The 15,280-nt window shown below is 68.8% G+C and carries 16 protein-coding genes; 8 read left to right on the top strand and 8 right to left on the bottom strand.

Annotated elements, in window-relative coordinates; translation table 11 throughout:
- Positions 1-82 precede the first annotated feature (82 nt).
- Positions 83-946: a site-specific tyrosine recombinase XerD gene (locus ACIQC9_RS08300; protein WP_400615436.1), complete on the bottom strand. Its 864-nt coding sequence runs from the start codon at positions 944-946 to the stop codon at positions 83-85.
- A gap of 143 nt (positions 947-1,089) precedes the next feature.
- Between ACIQC9_RS08300 and ACIQC9_RS08295 the strand changes: the two genes are divergently transcribed.
- Together ACIQC9_RS08295 and aroB are read left to right on the top strand one after the other, a co-directional pair.
- Positions 1,090-1,647: a shikimate kinase gene (locus tag ACIQC9_RS08295; protein ID WP_400614335.1), complete on the top strand. Its 558-nt coding sequence runs from the start codon at positions 1,090-1,092 to the stop codon at positions 1,645-1,647.
- Positions 1,644-2,750 (top strand): 3-dehydroquinate synthase, encoded by a 1,107-nt coding sequence (gene aroB / locus ACIQC9_RS08290; RefSeq protein ID WP_400614333.1) that lies wholly within the window; start codon positions 1,644-1,646, stop codon positions 2,748-2,750. The genes ACIQC9_RS08295 and aroB overlap by 4 nt, the downstream gene beginning before the upstream one ends.
- Here the strand turns inward: aroB and ACIQC9_RS08285 are convergent.
- Positions 2,747-3,151 (bottom strand): MliC family protein, encoded by a 405-nt coding sequence (locus ACIQC9_RS08285; protein WP_400614330.1) that lies wholly within the window; start codon positions 3,149-3,151, stop codon positions 2,747-2,749. The genes aroB and ACIQC9_RS08285 overlap by 4 nt on opposite strands.
- 36 nt (positions 3,152-3,187) lie before the next feature.
- Positions 3,188-3,673: a tRNA adenosine(34) deaminase TadA gene (gene tadA / locus ACIQC9_RS08280; protein WP_400614328.1), complete on the bottom strand. Its 486-nt coding sequence runs from the start codon at positions 3,671-3,673 to the stop codon at positions 3,188-3,190.
- Here tadA and ACIQC9_RS08275 point away from each other — a divergent pair.
- The gene (locus ACIQC9_RS08275) at positions 3,662-5,053 is read left to right on the top strand and encodes a pseudouridine synthase (RefSeq protein WP_400614325.1); all 1,392 of its coding nucleotides are present in this window, start codon (positions 3,662-3,664) and stop codon (positions 5,051-5,053) included. The two genes, tadA and ACIQC9_RS08275, sit on opposite strands and share 12 nt — an antisense overlap.
- Here the strand turns inward: ACIQC9_RS08275 and ACIQC9_RS08270 are convergent, their stop codons facing one another.
- The gene (locus ACIQC9_RS08270; RefSeq protein ID WP_400614323.1) at positions 5,054-5,989 is read right to left on the bottom strand and encodes a lysostaphin resistance A-like protein; all 936 of its coding nucleotides are present in this window, start codon (positions 5,987-5,989) and stop codon (positions 5,054-5,056) included.
- Between the two features lie 45 nt (positions 5,990-6,034).
- On the opposite strand from ACIQC9_RS08270, the gene rsmD reads away from it, so the two are divergent.
- From rsmD to ACIQC9_RS08250, 4 genes are all read left to right on the top strand, one after another.
- Positions 6,035-6,604, top strand: coding sequence for a 16S rRNA (guanine(966)-N(2))-methyltransferase RsmD (gene rsmD, locus ACIQC9_RS08265; RefSeq protein ID WP_400614322.1), 570 nt, complete (start codon positions 6,035-6,037; stop codon positions 6,602-6,604).
- A gap of 32 nt (positions 6,605-6,636) precedes the next feature.
- Positions 6,637-7,614, top strand: coding sequence for an acyl-CoA thioester hydrolase/BAAT C-terminal domain-containing protein (locus ACIQC9_RS08260; protein ID WP_400614320.1), 978 nt, complete (start codon positions 6,637-6,639; stop codon positions 7,612-7,614).
- A gap of 81 nt (positions 7,615-7,695) precedes the next feature.
- A complete protein-coding gene (locus tag ACIQC9_RS08255) occupies positions 7,696-8,730 on the top strand; it encodes a Kelch repeat-containing protein (protein ID WP_400614319.1) in 1,035 nt (344 codons plus the stop codon).
- Positions 8,731-8,750: 20 nt separating this feature from the next.
- Complete coding sequence (locus ACIQC9_RS08250) at positions 8,751-8,990, top strand: hypothetical protein (protein ID WP_400614318.1); 240 nt, start codon at positions 8,751-8,753, stop codon at positions 8,988-8,990.
- 127 nt (positions 8,991-9,117) lie between these two features.
- Here ACIQC9_RS08250 and ACIQC9_RS08245 read toward each other — a convergent pair whose 3' ends face one another.
- A complete protein-coding gene (locus tag ACIQC9_RS08245) occupies positions 9,118-10,731 on the bottom strand; it encodes a hypothetical protein (RefSeq protein WP_400614317.1) in 1,614 nt (537 codons plus the stop codon).
- 251 nt (positions 10,732-10,982) lie between these two features.
- Here ACIQC9_RS08245 and ACIQC9_RS08240 point away from each other — a divergent pair, with 251 nt between their 5' ends.
- Positions 10,983-12,068: a cytochrome-c peroxidase gene (locus ACIQC9_RS08240; protein ID WP_400614315.1), complete on the top strand. Its 1,086-nt coding sequence runs from the start codon at positions 10,983-10,985 to the stop codon at positions 12,066-12,068.
- Here the strand turns inward: ACIQC9_RS08240 and ACIQC9_RS08235 are convergent.
- From ACIQC9_RS08235 to mutL, 3 genes are all read right to left on the bottom strand, one after another.
- On the bottom strand, positions 12,016-12,483 hold the full coding sequence (locus ACIQC9_RS08235; protein WP_400614314.1) for a low molecular weight protein-tyrosine-phosphatase: 468 nt from the start codon (positions 12,481-12,483) through the stop codon (positions 12,016-12,018). The genes ACIQC9_RS08240 and ACIQC9_RS08235 overlap by 53 nt on opposite strands.
- A gap of 6 nt (positions 12,484-12,489) precedes the next feature.
- Positions 12,490-13,170 (bottom strand): hypothetical protein, encoded by a 681-nt coding sequence (locus tag ACIQC9_RS08230; protein ID WP_400614313.1) that lies wholly within the window; start codon positions 13,168-13,170, stop codon positions 12,490-12,492.
- A 76-nt stretch (positions 13,171-13,246) separates the two neighbouring features.
- Positions 13,247-15,091 carry a DNA mismatch repair endonuclease MutL gene (gene mutL, locus ACIQC9_RS08225; protein WP_400614312.1) on the bottom strand — a complete coding sequence of 615 codons (1,845 nt, stop codon included), beginning with the start codon at positions 15,089-15,091 and terminating at the stop codon, positions 13,247-13,249.
- Between the last annotated feature and the right edge of the window lie 189 nt (positions 15,092-15,280).

The raw sequence follows: 15,280 nt of genomic DNA, 5'->3' as shown, positions 1-15,280 counted from the left end.
AGGCGTCCGGTAAAGGCGCGCCGGGCGGCGCAGCGGAAGGCGGCGGAAACTAGTCACGTCAACGCCGGGGGGCAAGCGCGGTTCAGTCCTCGCGCGCCAGCGGATGTTTCGAATGGACCACCTGCGACAGGCGATCCGTGGCGACGTGGGTGTAGATCTGGGTCGTGCCGATGTCGGCGTGGCCCAGCAAGGTCTGGACGACGCGCAGATCGGCGCCGCCTTCCAGCAGGTGGGTGGCGAAGGCGTGGCGCAGGACGTGGGGGCTGACGCGGGCGGGGTCTATGTTGGCGTCGATCGCGGCCTGATCGAGAAGCTGGGCGAAGCGGCGGGGGGTGAGGTGGCCCTTCGCCGAGGATGATGGGAAGAGCCACGGACTGTCGGGCCCCTTCTCCGGGCGGGCGGCGTCACGGGCGACCAGCCAGCCTTTGACGGCCTCCCGGGCAGAGGCGTTGAGCGGGGCGAGACGCTCCTTGCCGCCCTTGCCGCGCACGATCAGGTAGCCGGGATCCCGGCGGACAGCCTCGACGCGCAGGGCGAGCAGTTCGGACACGCGCAGGCCGGAGGCGTAGGCCAGCTCGATCAGGGCGAGCAGGCGCAGGCCGGCGGCGCCGTCCCGGGCGGCGACGGCGGAGAGGATGGCGGTGACCTCGTCGCGGGAGAGGACCTTGGGCAGGCTGCGTCCCTGTTTCGGGGCGTCGAGGCGGCGGGAGGGGTCGTCGGCGCGCCAGCCTTCGCCCAGCGCGAAGCGGTAGAACTGGCGCACGGCTGAGCGGCGGCGGGCTTGCGTGGCGGGCGACAGGCCGCGCGTGGACAGGGACTGGTACCAGCCTTCGATGGCCTGTTCATCCGCCTGCATCAGGCCGCCGGAGCCGGAGTCGGCGTCTTCAAGGTCGCGGGTGTAGGCCGACAGGGTGTGGGGCGAGGCGTCACGCTCGACCGACATCATCTCCAGAAAGGCCTCGATCTGCGGCGTCACCGGCTGTGACGCCTTGCGCGGAGGGCGCTTCCTGTAGAGGTTCGCAGCGTTATGCCTTCCCGCCGAACGTCCGTCTCCGCCGTACCACGCCATTCCCAACCGGGAGACCGGGCGTGAGCGAGGGTGAATCGGTTCCGGCGCATGCGCGCACCATAGCCCTGGTCGGGCTGATGGGGGTGGGGAAATCCACGGTCGGAAGGCGGCTGGCGAACAGGCTGGGGCTCAAGTTTGCGGATGGGGACGCCGAGATCGAGACGGCGGCGGGCATGTCTGTCTCGGACATCTTCACCAGCTTGGGGGAGGCGGAGTTCCGGGCGGGAGAGGCGCGGGTGATGAAGCGGCTGCTGGAGGGCCCGCGCATCGTGCTGGCGACCGGCGGTGGAGCGATCCTGAACGCGGACACGCGAGCGGCGCTGAAGGCGCGGGCGGTGACGGTATGGATGCGGGCGGATCTGGAGACCGTGGCGCAACGGGTGCAGCGGCGCGACACCCGGCCGCTGTTGAGGGGACACGACCCGCTGGAGCGCCTCAAGGCGCTGGCGGAAGCGCGCTACCCGCTCTACGCCCAGTCAGACCTGACGGTGGATGTCGGCGGCGGCGCACACGCGCAGGCGGTTGAGGCGATCCTGAAGGCGCTGAAGGCCCATGAGGCGGCGGAGGCGGAAGCATGACAACGACGATCGCGGTCTCCGGCGCAGGTTTCCGGCCTTATGACGTCGTGGTGGGCGACGGCCTGCTGGCGGAGCTGGGCGCGCGGGTGGCGCCGCTGGCGCGCGGACGCACGGTCGTGGTGTCGGACGAGACGGTGGCCGCGATCCACGGGCAGGCGGCGCTGGATTCGCTGCGGGCGGCCGGGCTGACGGCGGAACTGGTCGCCGTGCCGGCAGGCGAGGGCTCGAAGTCGTTCGCGGAGCTGGAGCGGGTCATCGACCGGCTGCTGGCAGCCGGGCTGGACCGGACCGACCTGATCGTTGCGCTTGGCGGCGGGGTCGTGGGCGATCTGGCCGGGCTGGCGGCGGCGTTGTTCATGCGCGGGATCGACTTCGTGCAGGTTCCCACGACGCTTCTGGCGCAGGTGGATTCCTCTGTCGGCGGCAAGACGGCGATCGATACGCCGAGAGGGAAGAATCTGGTCGGGGCCTTCCATCAGCCGCGGCTGGTGCTGGCGGATATCGCGGTGCTGAAGACCCTGCCGGCGCGACAGCTGAGGTCGGGGTGGGCCGAGGTGCTGAAGCACGGGCTGATCTGCGACGCGGCCTTCTTCGACTGGCTGGCGGGCGACGGGGCGGCGGGCGCGACGGGGGACGCGGAGGCGCTGCATCGCGCGGTCGTTCGCTCTGTCGAGATCAAGAGCGCCATCGTCGGCGAGGACGAGAAGGAAGCCGGGCGACGCGCCCTGCTGAACCTCGGTCACACCTTCGGTCATGCGATCGAGGCGGAGCTGGGCTTCGATGAAGAGGTGATGACGCACGGCGAAGCGGTGGCCTTGGGGTGCGCGCTGGCTTTCCGGTATTCGGCTTCACGCGGGCTGTGCGATGCGGCGGAGGCGGCGCGGGCGGAGGCTGGCCTGGCAGCGGCCGGATTGCCAACGCGGCTGGATCACATCGGGCCATTCAGCGCGGAACGGCTGCTGGCGCGCATGGCCGGCGACAAGAAGGCGGAGGGCGGACGCCTGACGCTGATCCTCGCCCACGGCGTGGGCGAGGCTTTCGTTGAGAAAGGGGCGGACGCTGATGCTGTGTTGGCGTTCCTGAAGAGCGAAGGCGCGGTCTAGTCCACCGCGCGGCAGTCGGTCGGCTCGCGGCCGTCGGAAGACCAGTTGGCCATCACGCCCTTGCCGCGCAGCTCATAGCCTGAGGCGCGATACCAGATGCCGTCGGCGGAGCGTTCCTGAAACAGGTCGACCGCCTCGCCGTTCGAGTTGCGGACGGTGGCCATCTGACGCGGGTTGTCGAAGTCGACCGACAGCCGCTCGCCGTTGTTGCACAGGTAGACGGTGCGCACGACCCGGTTGAGGGCGCGGTCCTGAAGCTCGGCGCCGGTGCGGCGGCGTGCGGTCTGGGCCTCCTCGGCGCGCTGGCGAACGGCGTCGCCGTCGGTAGGGGCCTTGGAGGGCTGCTGGCCACAGGCGGCCAAGCTGGCGGCCGCGACGAGCAACAGGACGGGACGACGCATCAGGGAACAAGCCTTGCCGTTGGGACGCTGGCCCGATCAACGCGCCGTGTCGGACCCCGTTCCTTTGCGCCGGGCGCGGAAGAAGGCGCGCAGCAGGTCGCCGCCCTCGTCCGCCAGAACGCCGCCCTGAACCGTGGGGCGGGAGTGACAGGTGGGCTGTTCGAAGAAGCGGGGGCCGTGAGCGACGGCGCCGCCCTTGGGATCGTCCGCGCCATAGACCACGCGGCCAATGCGGGCGTGGCTGATGGCCCCGGCGCACATGGCGCAGGGCTCAAGCGTCACATAAAGGGTCAGGCCGGTAAGTCGGTAATTATTCAGCTTTTTCGCGGCAGAGCGCATCGCCACCATCTCCGCGTGGGCGGTCGGGTCGTGAGCGCCGATGGGGCCGTTGCGGCCTTCGGAGACGATCTGGCCCGTCGACTCGTCGACGATCACGCAGCCTACCGGAGTCTCTCCGGCGTCCGCCGCCGCTTGCGCAAGGTCGAGCGCCATGCGCATGAACCGCTCATCATGGTCAGCCATCCCCGAGACAACGACAAGAAGCCCCGCCCGCGTCAAGACGACCGGAAGGACGGCCCCCGAAAACCTTTCGCCAAGGGTCCGCGCGACGGCGGTCCCAAGGGCGCGGGAAAGGGCGGCCCCAAGGTCGAGGAAGCGCCGAAACGCAGCGAGCGTATCGCCAAGGCGATGGCGCGCGCCGGCATTGCCTCGCGCCGCGAGGTCGAGCGCCTGATCGGTCTCGGCAAGGTGGCGGTGAACGGCAAGATTCTGGATACGCCCGCGACGCTGGTGACGCGCGAGGACGTGATCACCGTGGACGGCAAGCCGGTCGGCGCGGCCCAGGCGACGCGCGTCTGGCGGTATCACAAGCCCAGCGGGCTGGTGACCTCGCACAGCGATCCGGGCGGACGGCCGACGGTGTTCGACGCGCTGCCCAGCAGCCTGCCGCGGGTGATCTCGGTCGGGCGACTCGATCTGAACACCGAGGGCCTGCTGCTGCTGACCAACGACGGCGAGCTGAGCCGGGCGCTGGAGCTGCCGGCGACCGAACTGGTGCGCCAGTACCGGGCGCGGGCGCGCGGCCGGGTCAGCCAGCTGCAGCTGGACACGCTGAAGGACGGCGTGACCGTCGACGGCGTGCGGTACGGGCCGATCGAGGCGACGCTGGACAAGGCCAAGGAGACCGCGGACGGCGAGAAGTCGTCGGCCAATCTGTGGATCAGCGTCTCGATCACCGAGGGCAAGAACCGTGAGGTCCGCAAGGTGCTGGAGCATCTTGGCCTGACGGTGAATCGCCTGATCCGTCTCGCTTACGGACCGTTCCAGCTGGGCACGCTGCCGGTCGGGTCGGTGGAAGAGGTCGGTCCGCGGGTGATCCGCGAGATGCTGGCCCAGCACATCCGCCCAGAGAACCTGCCGACGGGCAACACCGTCGAGACTCCGGCGCCGATCCCGGGACGCCGGACGAAGGCGCCGATCGTGAAGGGAAGCTCCGGTTCAGCCATGTCGGATCCTTCGCGCAAGCCCAGCCGGGTGAGGGCGGCCGAGAGCGCGGCGGCCGAGGGCGGCGACACCGGCCGACGGGCTCCGAAGAAGGACGGTTGGGCGAAGGCCAAGCCGAAGTTCGAGCATACCAAGACCTTCAAGCCGCGTGCGCGCACCGAGGCGGCGCCGAAGGCCGAGGGCGCGGGCGAACGGCCGAAGCGCGTCTTCAAGCCGAGGGACGACCAGTTCATCGACAAGCCGCGCGGCGAAGTCCGGGGCGGCGGCACGCGGGGCCCGGGCAAGCCGGCGAGCGGTGACGCCAAACGGTCGTTCGACCGCAAGCCGGGCGGAAAGCCCTTTGCGGGCAAGCCCGGAGGGCGGCCTGACAGCCGGGGCGGACCGAAGCGCGGGCGCTGATCAGCGGGGCGCGGGGCGACCCCGGGCCAGCAGTTCGATGGCGATCAGCATCACCAGCATGGCGACAAGCTCCGCGGCCAGATAGGCAGGCGGCATGGCCCGGCCTGTCTGGGCGGCGGCGGAGAACGGCTCCAGAAACCATGCAATGAAAAGGTTGTTGGCCCAGTGGGCGCCGATCCCGAAGGCGATGCTTCCCAGCCGCAGGGCGGCCCACGCCCAGACCATGCCTGACAGCATCCGGGCGATGAAGGCGACCGGGTCGGGGTCGAGGTGGATCAGTGAAAACAGCGCGCCGTTGAGCAGCAGGACAAGCCAGACCCGGCGGGTCAGGCCGCCAAGGATGCGCAGCAGGACGCCGCGGAAGATGATCTCCTCGGCCGCGGCGGCGAAGAACAGGCCGACAGCCGCGGCGGCGGCGTAGAGCAGGCGCAGCCGGAGCGGCTCGCCGGGATCGAGGATGGGCGAGACGCCGCCCCCCTCGAGCAGGGCGAACAGAGGCCACTGCACGAACAGGATCGCCATCAGGGCGACGAAGCCGACGCCCAGCTGTCGCCAGCCGCCGGACTGATCGGGCCAGAGGAAGGCGCGGCCGGGGCGGCGATAGACGATGATCGCCGCCGCCAGCAGGCAGAGGGTCATCAGCATCAGCATGACCGCCAGGGCGATGACGAAGCTGCTCTCGTCCGTCAGCGGATAGCGGCCGGCGTTGCCCTCCATCATGGCGGGATTGAACAACTCGACCCCGGACCCGCTTGCCAGGCCAATGAAGGCGCCGGCCGCGATCATGAAGGCGATCAGGAAGGCGCCGCCCAGGGCGACGAAGGCGAGCAGGCCCAACCACGGTCGCGGGGTTGCGGCCCCCTCGACATAGGGGCCGCGGCGGACGGCGTCGGCGGCCTGTCGCAGGGCGGCGGGCGAGAGCAGGAGGCGCAGCATCGACGATCCTTGCAATGACCCGCGATTCCGGTCCAGTGCGGGCGCATGAGGATCGTTGCTGGATCGCTGAAGGGCCGGGCCATCGTCGCGCCGGAAGGGCAGGGCACGCGGCCGACGTCGGACCGGGCGCGGCAGGCGGTGTTCAATGTGCTGGAACATGCGGCGTGGAGCGAGCCGCTTGACGGCGCGCGGGTCATCGACCTGTACGCCGGCTCGGGCGCGCTGGGCTTCGAGGCGATCAGCCGGGGCGCGGCTTTCGCCCTCTTCGTCGAGATCGAGGATGAGGCGCGCGGCGCGATCCGCGAGAACGCGGACGTCTATGGCGTTATGGGGCGGACACGGGTGCACCGGCGGAGCGCGACTGATCTGGGTGTTCGGCCGGGCTCGGACGACGAGGCCTTTGACCTGGCCTTTCTGGACCCACCCTACCGCAAGGGACTGGGCGAGCAGACGCTGGCGCGGCTGATCGAGGGGAACTGGTTGAAGCCCGGGGCGATCGTGGTGTTCGAACGAGGCTCGGACGAGCCGGAGATCGAGACGCCGGGCTATGAGCGGCTGGATGCGCGCGATTATGGCGCGGCCCGGGTGCTGTTCCTGCGGCGCAGCGTCGGCTAGTCCTTCCATAGCGGCGTTCGCCGGGAGGAAACATGCTGGGCAGGATCATTCGGCGCGCAGGCGCTGTCGTGGCCTTGATGATGGGTTTGACGCCCGCCGTCGGCTGGAGCCAGGAGGTCGCGGTGACCGAGGTGCCCGGCTTCCCGCACGCCAAGGTGTACGCGACGGAGGGCGCTGACCCACGCCCCGTGGTGGTCATCCTGCATGGCGCCGAGGGCGGGACCGAGGCGGGCGACCGGTTCGGCCCGATCCTGGCGCGCATGGGCTATGCGGCCGTCGGGTTGCCCTACTATTCGCCGGACTGGGGCGCGTATGGCCCGCCGAAGGCCCTGCCCGAGATCGCCGGCAGCTTCGTGGACATCCCCGTGGATCAGCTCGGCCGGCTGCGTGAGGCGTTGAAGACGGTCCCGGCCGCCGATGTGGAGCGCTTCGGCCTGCTGGGCGCGTCCAAGGGGGCGGAGTTCGCCCTGATCGCCGCCAGCCGCTATCCGTGGATCGACGCGGTGATCGCCTATACGCCGTCGGATGTGGTCTGGGAGGGCTGGGGGCTGGAGACGATCGAGGCCGAAGGCGCGCGATCGTCGTTTTCGTTCGAAGGACAGGCGCTGCCGTTCATGCCCTATCGCGGCTTCGTTGAAGGACTCATGGCCGGGCCGGGCGCGGCCGACATGCGGGCCATCCACGCCAACGGCCGCGCCGATCATCCGGAGAAGGAAGCCGAGGCGCGCATCCCGGTCGAGACCTACGCCGGGCCGCTGATCCTGATCGCGGGCGAGAAGGACGCACAGTGGAACTCGGCGGACGCCGCCCGGGCGATCGTGGCGTCGCGTCAGGCGGCGGGCCGTGAGACCACGGCGCTGATCTATCCCGAGGCGGGCCACGATCTGGTCGGCGACGGCGGTCCGCGCGAGAGCCTTCGCAGTGGCGGAACGCCCGAGGCCAACGCCGCCGCTCGTGCGGATGCGTGGCCCAAGGTCGTCGCCTTCATGCGTGAGGCGCTCCAGCCCTGAGGCGTCTCTGACGGATGTCTTTGCGGTGAAGCTGGCTACTGACAGGATGGCCTGAAGCCAGTTCCAGACACGAGCGCCCGCATGCCCCCGATCGATCGCCGCAGCTTCCTCGTCGCCAGCGCCGCCGTGGCGGTCTCACCCGCTCCGGCGAGGGCGCGGGAGGCGGGGTGGGTCTCCAAGGCCAATATGCCGTGGGCGGTGCAGGAGATCTATGCGGCCGTGCATGACGGGAAGATCGTCACGGCAGGGGGGCTGGCGATGCGGCGGGATGCGCCACTGCACGTCGAGGACCGGGTGGGGATGTACGACCCCGTGGCCGATCGCTGGGAGGAGGGCCCAAGGCTGCCGGCGCCCCGGCACCATCCGATGCTGATCTCCGGCGACGCAGACCTATATGCGATCGGGGGTTATGCCGTGTCGCCGGCGGGGGAATGGACCAACCAGACGACCGGCTGGGTGCTTGCCGAGGGTTCGTGGAAGCCGATCGCGCCGCTGCCGTCGCCACAGGCGGAGGCGGTGGGCGTGGGCTGGGGCGAGACCCTGCATCTGGTCACCGGGCGGACCCCGGCGGGCGAGGCCAACGGGAACTGGAACGATCAGGCCGACAGCGACCGGCACCTGATCTATCACGTCGGCGACGACCGGTGGTCGGTCGGCAGGCCCTGTCCGATGGCGCGGAACAGCGCGGCGGCGGCGGCGATGGACGGGGCGATCTGGGTCGCGGGCGGGCGCACCGTCAGTGGCGGCGGCACGGGGCGGCTGGATCGGTACACGCTGTCCGAGGACCGCTGGGACACCCTGGCGCCGGTCCCGAGGTCTTATGCGGCGAACAATCAGGTCGGCGGCGGGCTGGCCATGGCGGCGCTGAACGGCCGACTGGTCGCTTTCGGCGGCGAGTGGTTCCGGCCGCGCGCGCAGGGTGGCGGCGGCGGGGTGTTCGCCGAGACGTGGTTGTACGATCCGAAGCGCGACCTTTGGGAGGCCGGGCCGGAGATGAAGACGCCCAGGCACGGGCTGGCAGCGGCGGCGATGCAGGACGCGGTCTACGCGATCGCCGGCGGAGCGGTGGTGTCCGGCGGGCGGGCGACAGGGACGGTCGAGTCGTTCCGGTTCTGACGCCGGAGAGGATCAAAGGCATGACGACTGTCCCAGATCATGACGCCTATATCGCCGCGGCCCCGGAGCTGTTTCGAGCGCTGCTGATCCGGCTTCGGGCACAGCTGGCCGAGGCGCTGCCCGAGGCGGAGAAGATCATCGCCTATGACATGCCGGGCTTCCGCATCGCCGGAGCGACAGTGGCCGGATATGCCGCCTTCAGCCGACAGTGCGGCCTCTGCCTGCCACTGGAGCGATCACCGCCTGCGCGGACGACCTGACCGCCGCCGGGCTCAAGTTCAGCAAAACCGGCGTGACGTTTCCGAGCGGAAGCCCATTCCGGGCTCGTTGGTCGCCCGCTTGGCCCGCGAGTCGCGTAATGCGCTCAAGGCCTCACTCAGTGCGCCGCTAGCTGCTGCGAACTGAATACAGAATCGCATTGCTGATGGCGTAGACGGCGCCGTCTGCACCGACCAGTGTCGGCGTGTAGGCCTGACCAAGCCCAGTGTTGAGCCGGATATCCTGCGACAGGGTGTTTGTCGTAAGATCCCAGCGGTACAGGATCCCGTCCTCCGCCGTCGCGAGCAACGATCTGCGAAACGGGTCGGCGACCATGGTGTTGTTGCACCACTCGAACCGCCCTGTTGCGCTGCCGTCCGAAGTTGGACTGATGATCGTCATGACTTCGCGCATCACCTGAACGCCCGGTACAATCGGATCGGCCTGGCTCATCCTCGGGTCGAGCACGGCCATCCTGTTGCGTCCGTCTCCCGTCCCTATACCTCTGTAGTTGTTGTACTTTTGTGCAAGCAGATAGGTCGACGGACCGCTATACCCGGGCGCCATCGATGCCGGGATCACGCTGGGCATTACGTCCCACCCGAAGCTGCCCGGCACACCTACGGGATTGAGCTGTGCGTCGAACTGCAGCAGCCATCCGCGCGCGTTATGCGTCGGGAAACGCGCCTCCGACACGCCGTAGAACACACGGCCATCAGGTCCGATCACGGGAGCTGACGTGCCGTCGTCGCTGATGCGCGCACCAACGCCGAGGTTCGGATCCATCAAGGCGACTGTTGCGCGGGTTGAAAGCGTCGTGCTGTCGAGCGCGAGCAGGGAGCCTGTCCCTGTCTGGTACCGGTTGACCGCGATGTAGACTGTGCGGCCATCGGGCGAGAGAGCCGGCGCGCAGTTCATCGCGGGCTTGTCGATTGAAGCGTCACCGGCTGCTGCGGCCGCACCGACCCAGCGGCCCACGCCGTCGGGTGATATGCGGGCGATGCCGCTCAGCAGTCCCGCCGGATTGGCGCCGGTCACCACGAACCCGAAGAAGATGTTGCCCTGCGCGTCGGCGGTCAGCGGCGTATTGATGAATACCGTGCGGTCGAACGACGCCGGATTGGCGTCATAGGCAGCCGCGCCGTAGAAAACCTGCGTCGCGAAGGGTTCGATCAGCGCGTCTGCGTCCGTGCGCATCAGCAACTTGCCGCCGGCGCCCGGCGCATAGAGCCGGCCCTGCTCGGTGAGCAGGATGTTGTAGGGGGGGACCCAGTTGCGCGGCGGGCTGATGTAGTCGGTGTTCAACGTCCATCTGGCCGCGCCCGTCGCACCATTGCGGCCCTCGACCCGGTAGCCGCCGGTAGCGCCCGTCTTCACAGGAATCACGACCGTATTGTTCGTCGTCACGACCGGCGAGCCGTAGTGGGTGAGGAGCGCGCCGCCTGCCGTGTATTGCGGCGCCAGATCAACCGGGGCCGACCAGGTGATCCGCCCGAGATCCTGCGAGGCGACCGCGCTGACGGCCGTATGCTGCGCATCGCGCCCGTAGCCGAACCACGCGGCGGGCGTGGTGGGAGGCGGTGGAGGCGGAGGCGGAGGTGGCGGCGGGGGAGGGGGTGGTGGTGGCGGCGAAGACGATCCGCCGCCCCCACATGCAGCGAGCAGGGCTGCCGACGACAGCATCGTCAGCGTGCCACGGCGCGAAAGCGGGGCGGGCGACGAGGACTTGGAGCGGTTACGCATATTGATTACTCAAATATTACAGTCGAAAGCGAGATTTATTCTACACTGACGCATTTTTGATTCGACTCAAAGCGAGAAATGCTAACCTCGATACTCATGGAGAGACGGCGACGCTTCAGCATCGGGACATATTTCAGAACGGGATGGCGATGAACCGGGGGGTAAAACGAGGGATTGCGCTCGCTTCAACGCTTGTCCTGGTCGCGTGCGGGGATGGGGGAAGCAACCGGCAATCCTCCACCCCGGCCGGTGTGGCGGAACTGACGACGATCGACTTCGCGCACGTCGCTGACTACGCGACGCCGACGCTTCCCACTTGGTTCGATGAGACGGTCACAGTGCTGGACAACAGCCCGGAGACCAATGCCGTCGATGACCGGACAGCCACGCTGGGACGGGTCCTGTTTTATGATCTGCGGCTGAGCACGAATGACCGGGCGTCCTGCGCCTCCTGCCATCAACAGAGGTTCGGCTTCACCGATCCTATGCGGTTCAGCAACGGGATCAGCGGCGCCGCGACGACTGACTTCCACGCGATGCGGCTCGGCAATCTGCGCTACTGGCGACCCGGCACCACCTTCTGGGATCGGCGCGCGACCAGCGTGGAAGCGCAGGCAAGCCATCCGTTCCACAGTCTGGTCGAGCTGGGCTGGGGCGGGGCTGCGGGCGGCTTTGACGACCTGATCCGCAAGATGGACTCGATGTCCTACTATCCCGATCTGTTCGAATGGGCGTTCGGCGACCCCGCGATCACAGAGCCGCGTATCCAGCAGGCGCTGGCGCAGTTCGTGCGCGCGATGATCTCGAGTTCAAGCCGTTGGGACGATGGCTATGCGCGGGTCTTCTCGCCCTCCGCGCCGAACCGTGCGCTGGATGTCGACCTGCCGAACTTCACGCCGGAGGAGAACCGGGGCCGGCATCTGTTCATGACCGGCGTCGGGCAGGGCGGCGCCGGCTGCTCGGCCTGTCACCTTCCTCCCACCTTCGCCCTGACGGCGGATACACGCAGCAACGGGCTGGACGCCGGAGAGACCCGCCTGTTCAAGGCGCCATCGCTGCGCAGTGTCGGGCTGACGGGGCCCTATATGCATGACGGCCGGTTCGCGACCCTGGCCGAGGTGGTCGACTTCTATGACCACGGCATTCAGGACGGCCCGGCCCTCGACGATCGCCTGCGTCAGGGCTCCGGGCCGCAGCGCCTGAAGCTGAGTGTGGAAGACCGTGCGGCGCTGGTCGCCTTTCTGATGACGCTGAACGACACCGCTCTCACCACAGACTCGCGCTTCAGCGATCCGTTCCGGCGGCAAGTCCCGCCAGCCCCCGCGCCGCCGCCGTGACCTCGGCCCAGGTCACGTCGAAGCCGGCCTCGTCGCCGAACCACGGATCGACCACGGACTGGCCCTCGCGGCCGGGAACGTGGTCGAGCAGCAGGCTGAGTTCGGCCGTGGCGTCGGCGGGAGCGAGGCGGCGCAGGTCCTTCAAATTGTCGTGGTCCAGCGCCACGATGTGGTCGAAGCGGGTGAAGTCCGCGCGGGTGACCTGACGGGCGCTTAAGGAGCGGATGTCGACGCCGTTGCGGGCGGCCGTGGCGATGGCGCGTGGGTCCGGCGGTTCGCCGGCATGCCAGTTCCCCGTGCCGGCGGAGTCGACGATCAGGTCGAGGTCGCGACGGCGGGCTTCGTCACGCAGGGCGGCCTCGGCGAGGGGCGAGCGACAGATGTTGCCGAGGCAGACGAAGAGGATGGAGGGCATGGGGGGCTAGTGGGGATTGATTAGCCGGGCCCTAGCTTCAGCAACGCCTAGTCGCAGCTGAACGCCGATGTCTTCGAAAGTGTCACCTCGTCCTCCCAGTCGAACGATTTCGTCGGCGAGTCGTTCGGCAGCCTGATCTAGCCGGGTCACGTCTACGAGCTCCTCATCCATAAAAGTCTCTACCCAGTCGGACGATGCTTTCATCAGACGATCGACTACGCCAGCCCAACTCGCTCGTGCCGCCATGATGAGGTCTACAGACGTCGTAGTCGGCAGTTGATCTAACCGAAATTGCCCCAAGCTTTCTGTGATGATCGTCGTTGCCGGGCTTTCGAGGACGGCGAGGGCATACTCCGTCCGGCGCTGCTCTAGCTGCGCAAAATCGGCATTCGCCTTACTCATACTGGCATGAGCAGAATTCACGACAATCAACGCCGCTTTCAACAGCCGAAGTGAGTTTGCACGCTCGGCATCAGCTCTTTCGAGCCGATCATCTTCAGCAACTTTGAGGGCCAGATTGCCTTGATTGCGGGCAGTGCGAAGCGACACGTAAACGGCGGCCACAGTGGCCAGCCCAGCCGCCCATTCGGCCGCCGACCCAAGCTGGCCAAGAGCAGGACCAGCAAGGAATCCAGTCCAACCCACTACAGAGATACCAAACCAGAATTTTGTCCACGGCGCATCCATTGCCGTAACCTAACATCTCGCCTTTGCTAAGCGAGATCCCTTGGGTTGCGAACTTCCCGTCGGCCTTGACCGCACATCACCTCCGCCCGAACAGCCGCTCCAGATCCGCCAGCTTCAGCTCCACATACGTCGGCCGCCCGTGGTTGCACTGGCCTGAGTGTGGGGTCGCTTCCATCTGTCTAAGCAGGGCGTTCATCTCGGGCGCGCTGAGCACCCGCCCGGCCCGCACGCTCCCGTGGCAGGCCATCGTCCCGCACACCTCGGCCATGCGCTCCTTCAGCGACAGGGCGGCGCCGTGTTCGGCGAGGTCGTCGGCGATGTCGCGGATGAGGCCTTGCACGTCTGTGTCGCCGAGCAGGGCGGGGGTTTCGCGGACGAGGACGGCGCCGGCGCCGAAGGGCTCGACGATGAGGCCGAGCTCGGCCAGTTCGTCGGTGCGGGCGGCGACGCGTTCGGCCTCTGACGGGTCGAGCTCGACGACCTCGGGGGTCAGGAGGGTCTGACGGGTCACCGCGCCCTCGGCCATCTGGGTTTTCATCCGCTCATAGACGAGGCGTTCGTGGGCGGCGTGCTGGTCGACGACGACGAGGCCGTCGCGGGTTTGGGCGACGATGTAGGTGCCGTGGAGCTGGGCGCGGGCGGCGCCGAGGGGGTAGTCGAGGGGATCGAAGACCTCGCCTGTGGGCATGGGAGCCGGGGCGAAGTCGGGCGGAGCCTCGACGCGGGCGCTGCGCTCGTTGAGGCCGGGGATGACCTGGGCCGTGGCGGTGGCCGGGGCGGCCCAGCCCTGCCAGCCGGACCAGCCCTGCGCGGACGGGGCGGAGGGGCTGTAGCCGGAGCCGAGGTCGGTGTGGGGGCGGAAGCCGGCGAGGGCGTCGGCGGCGACGGTGGTGGAGGCGCGGTGGCCGGCGGCGGCGAGGGCGTGACGCAGGGCGCCGACGATCAGGCCGCGCACGAGAGCCGGGTCGCGGAAACGGACCTCGGCCTTGGCGGGGTGGACGTTCACGTCGACGTAGAGCGGGTCGATGTCGAGGAAGAGGACGGCGGCCGGGTGGCGGTCGCGGGCAAGGAAGTCGGCGTAGGCGCCGCGCAGGGCCCCCTGCAGCAGGCGGTCCTTCACCGGGCGGCCGTTGACGAACAAGTACTGGTGGGCGGCGTTGCCCCGGCTGTAGGTCGGCAGGCCCGCGTAGCCGCTGAGGCGGACGTTGTCCCGTTCCTGATCGATCAGCAGGGCGTTGGCCTCGAAGTCGCGGCCCAGCAGGGCGGCGAGGCGTTTCAGCCGGCCTTGATCGCCGGGGTGTTCGGCGGGCAGGCGCAGGGTGGTCTTGCCGTCGAGGTCGAGGGTGAAGGCGACCGTCTCGTGCGCCATGGCCTGACGCTTGATCTCTTCCGAGATGGCCATGGCCTCGGAGCGTTCGGACTTCATGAACTTCAGCCGGGCGGGGGTGGCGTAGAAGAGGTCGCGGACCTCGACGCGGGCGCCGTGCGGGCCGGGGAAGCCGGCGGGGGCGACCGGGCGCTGGTCGCCGCCCTCGACGGTGATCTGGTGGGCGTCGCCGCCGTCTTTGGGGCGGGAGGTGATGGTCAGGCGGGCGACGGAGCCGATGGAGGGCAGGGCCTCGCCGCGGAAGCCGAGGGTGTGGATGCGCAGCAGGTCGACGTCGCCGGCGTCGTCGGGCTCCAGCTTCGAGGTGGCGTGGCGCTCGATGGCGAGGGCCAGCTGGTCGGCGGCCATGCCGTGCCCGTCGTCGGCGATCAGGATGCGGGTCAGGCCGCCGCCGTCGGCCTGGATCTCGACCCGGGTCGCGCCGGCGTCGAGGGCGTTCTCGACCAGCTCCTTGATGGCGCTGGCGGGGCGTTCGACGACCTCGCCGGCGGCGATGCGGTTGACGGTCTCAGGGGGAAGGCGGCGGATAGGCATGACATTCTTTGTGCGCGAATAATCTGAGCCCGAACGCAAGGGCGTTCGGGCCGATTTCGCTGAATGTGAAGTATGGCCTGATTGCCGGGGGACAAGAAGACCGCAACGCTTGGCTAACGGCGATATGCAGGCCATTGTCCCCACGGGCAGGGAGAATAGATATGCGCAGTCTGTGGTTTGCAGGCGTGG

This window comes from Brevundimonas sp. NPDC092305, assembly GCF_044755415.1.
In the GTDB taxonomy this organism is placed as follows: Bacteria; Pseudomonadota; Alphaproteobacteria; order Caulobacterales; family Caulobacteraceae; genus Brevundimonas.
Note: the sequence above shows the minus strand (reverse complement) of the source record. Positions and strands in the feature narration are given on the sequence as shown.

Excerpts from the sequence above, each read along its gene's own strand:
- ACIQC9_RS08300 (WP_400615436.1), bottom strand. The coding sequence starts at position 946 with ATGATGTCGGTCGAGCGTGACGCCTCGCCCCACACCCTGTCGGCCTAC.
- aroB (WP_400614333.1), top strand. The coding sequence starts at position 1,644 with ATGACAACGACGATCGCGGTCTCCGGCGCAGGTTTCCGGCCTTATGAC.
- ACIQC9_RS08285 (WP_400614330.1), bottom strand. The coding sequence starts at position 3,151 with ATGCGTCGTCCCGTCCTGTTGCTCGTCGCGGCCGCCAGCTTGGCCGCC.
- ACIQC9_RS08275 (WP_400614325.1), top strand. The coding sequence starts at position 3,662 with ATGGTCAGCCATCCCCGAGACAACGACAAGAAGCCCCGCCCGCGTCAA.
- tadA (WP_400614328.1), bottom strand. The coding sequence starts at position 3,673 with ATGGCTGACCATGATGAGCGGTTCATGCGCATGGCGCTCGACCTTGCG.
- ACIQC9_RS08270 (WP_400614323.1), bottom strand. The coding sequence starts at position 5,989 with ATGCTGCGCCTCCTGCTCTCGCCCGCCGCCCTGCGACAGGCCGCCGAC.
- rsmD (WP_400614322.1), top strand. The coding sequence starts at position 6,035 with ATGAGGATCGTTGCTGGATCGCTGAAGGGCCGGGCCATCGTCGCGCCG.
- ACIQC9_RS08260 (WP_400614320.1), top strand. The coding sequence starts at position 6,637 with ATGCTGGGCAGGATCATTCGGCGCGCAGGCGCTGTCGTGGCCTTGATG.
- ACIQC9_RS08255 (WP_400614319.1), top strand. The coding sequence starts at position 7,696 with ATGCCCCCGATCGATCGCCGCAGCTTCCTCGTCGCCAGCGCCGCCGTG.
- ACIQC9_RS08250 (WP_400614318.1), top strand. The coding sequence starts at position 8,751 with ATGACGACTGTCCCAGATCATGACGCCTATATCGCCGCGGCCCCGGAG.
- ACIQC9_RS08245 (WP_400614317.1), bottom strand. The coding sequence starts at position 10,731 with ATGCGTAACCGCTCCAAGTCCTCGTCGCCCGCCCCGCTTTCGCGCCGT.
- ACIQC9_RS08235 (WP_400614314.1), bottom strand. The coding sequence starts at position 12,483 with ATGCCCTCCATCCTCTTCGTCTGCCTCGGCAACATCTGTCGCTCGCCC.
- ACIQC9_RS08230 (WP_400614313.1), bottom strand. The coding sequence starts at position 13,170 with ATGGATGCGCCGTGGACAAAATTCTGGTTTGGTATCTCTGTAGTGGGT.
- mutL (WP_400614312.1), bottom strand. The coding sequence starts at position 15,091 with ATGCCTATCCGCCGCCTTCCCCCTGAGACCGTCAACCGCATCGCCGCC.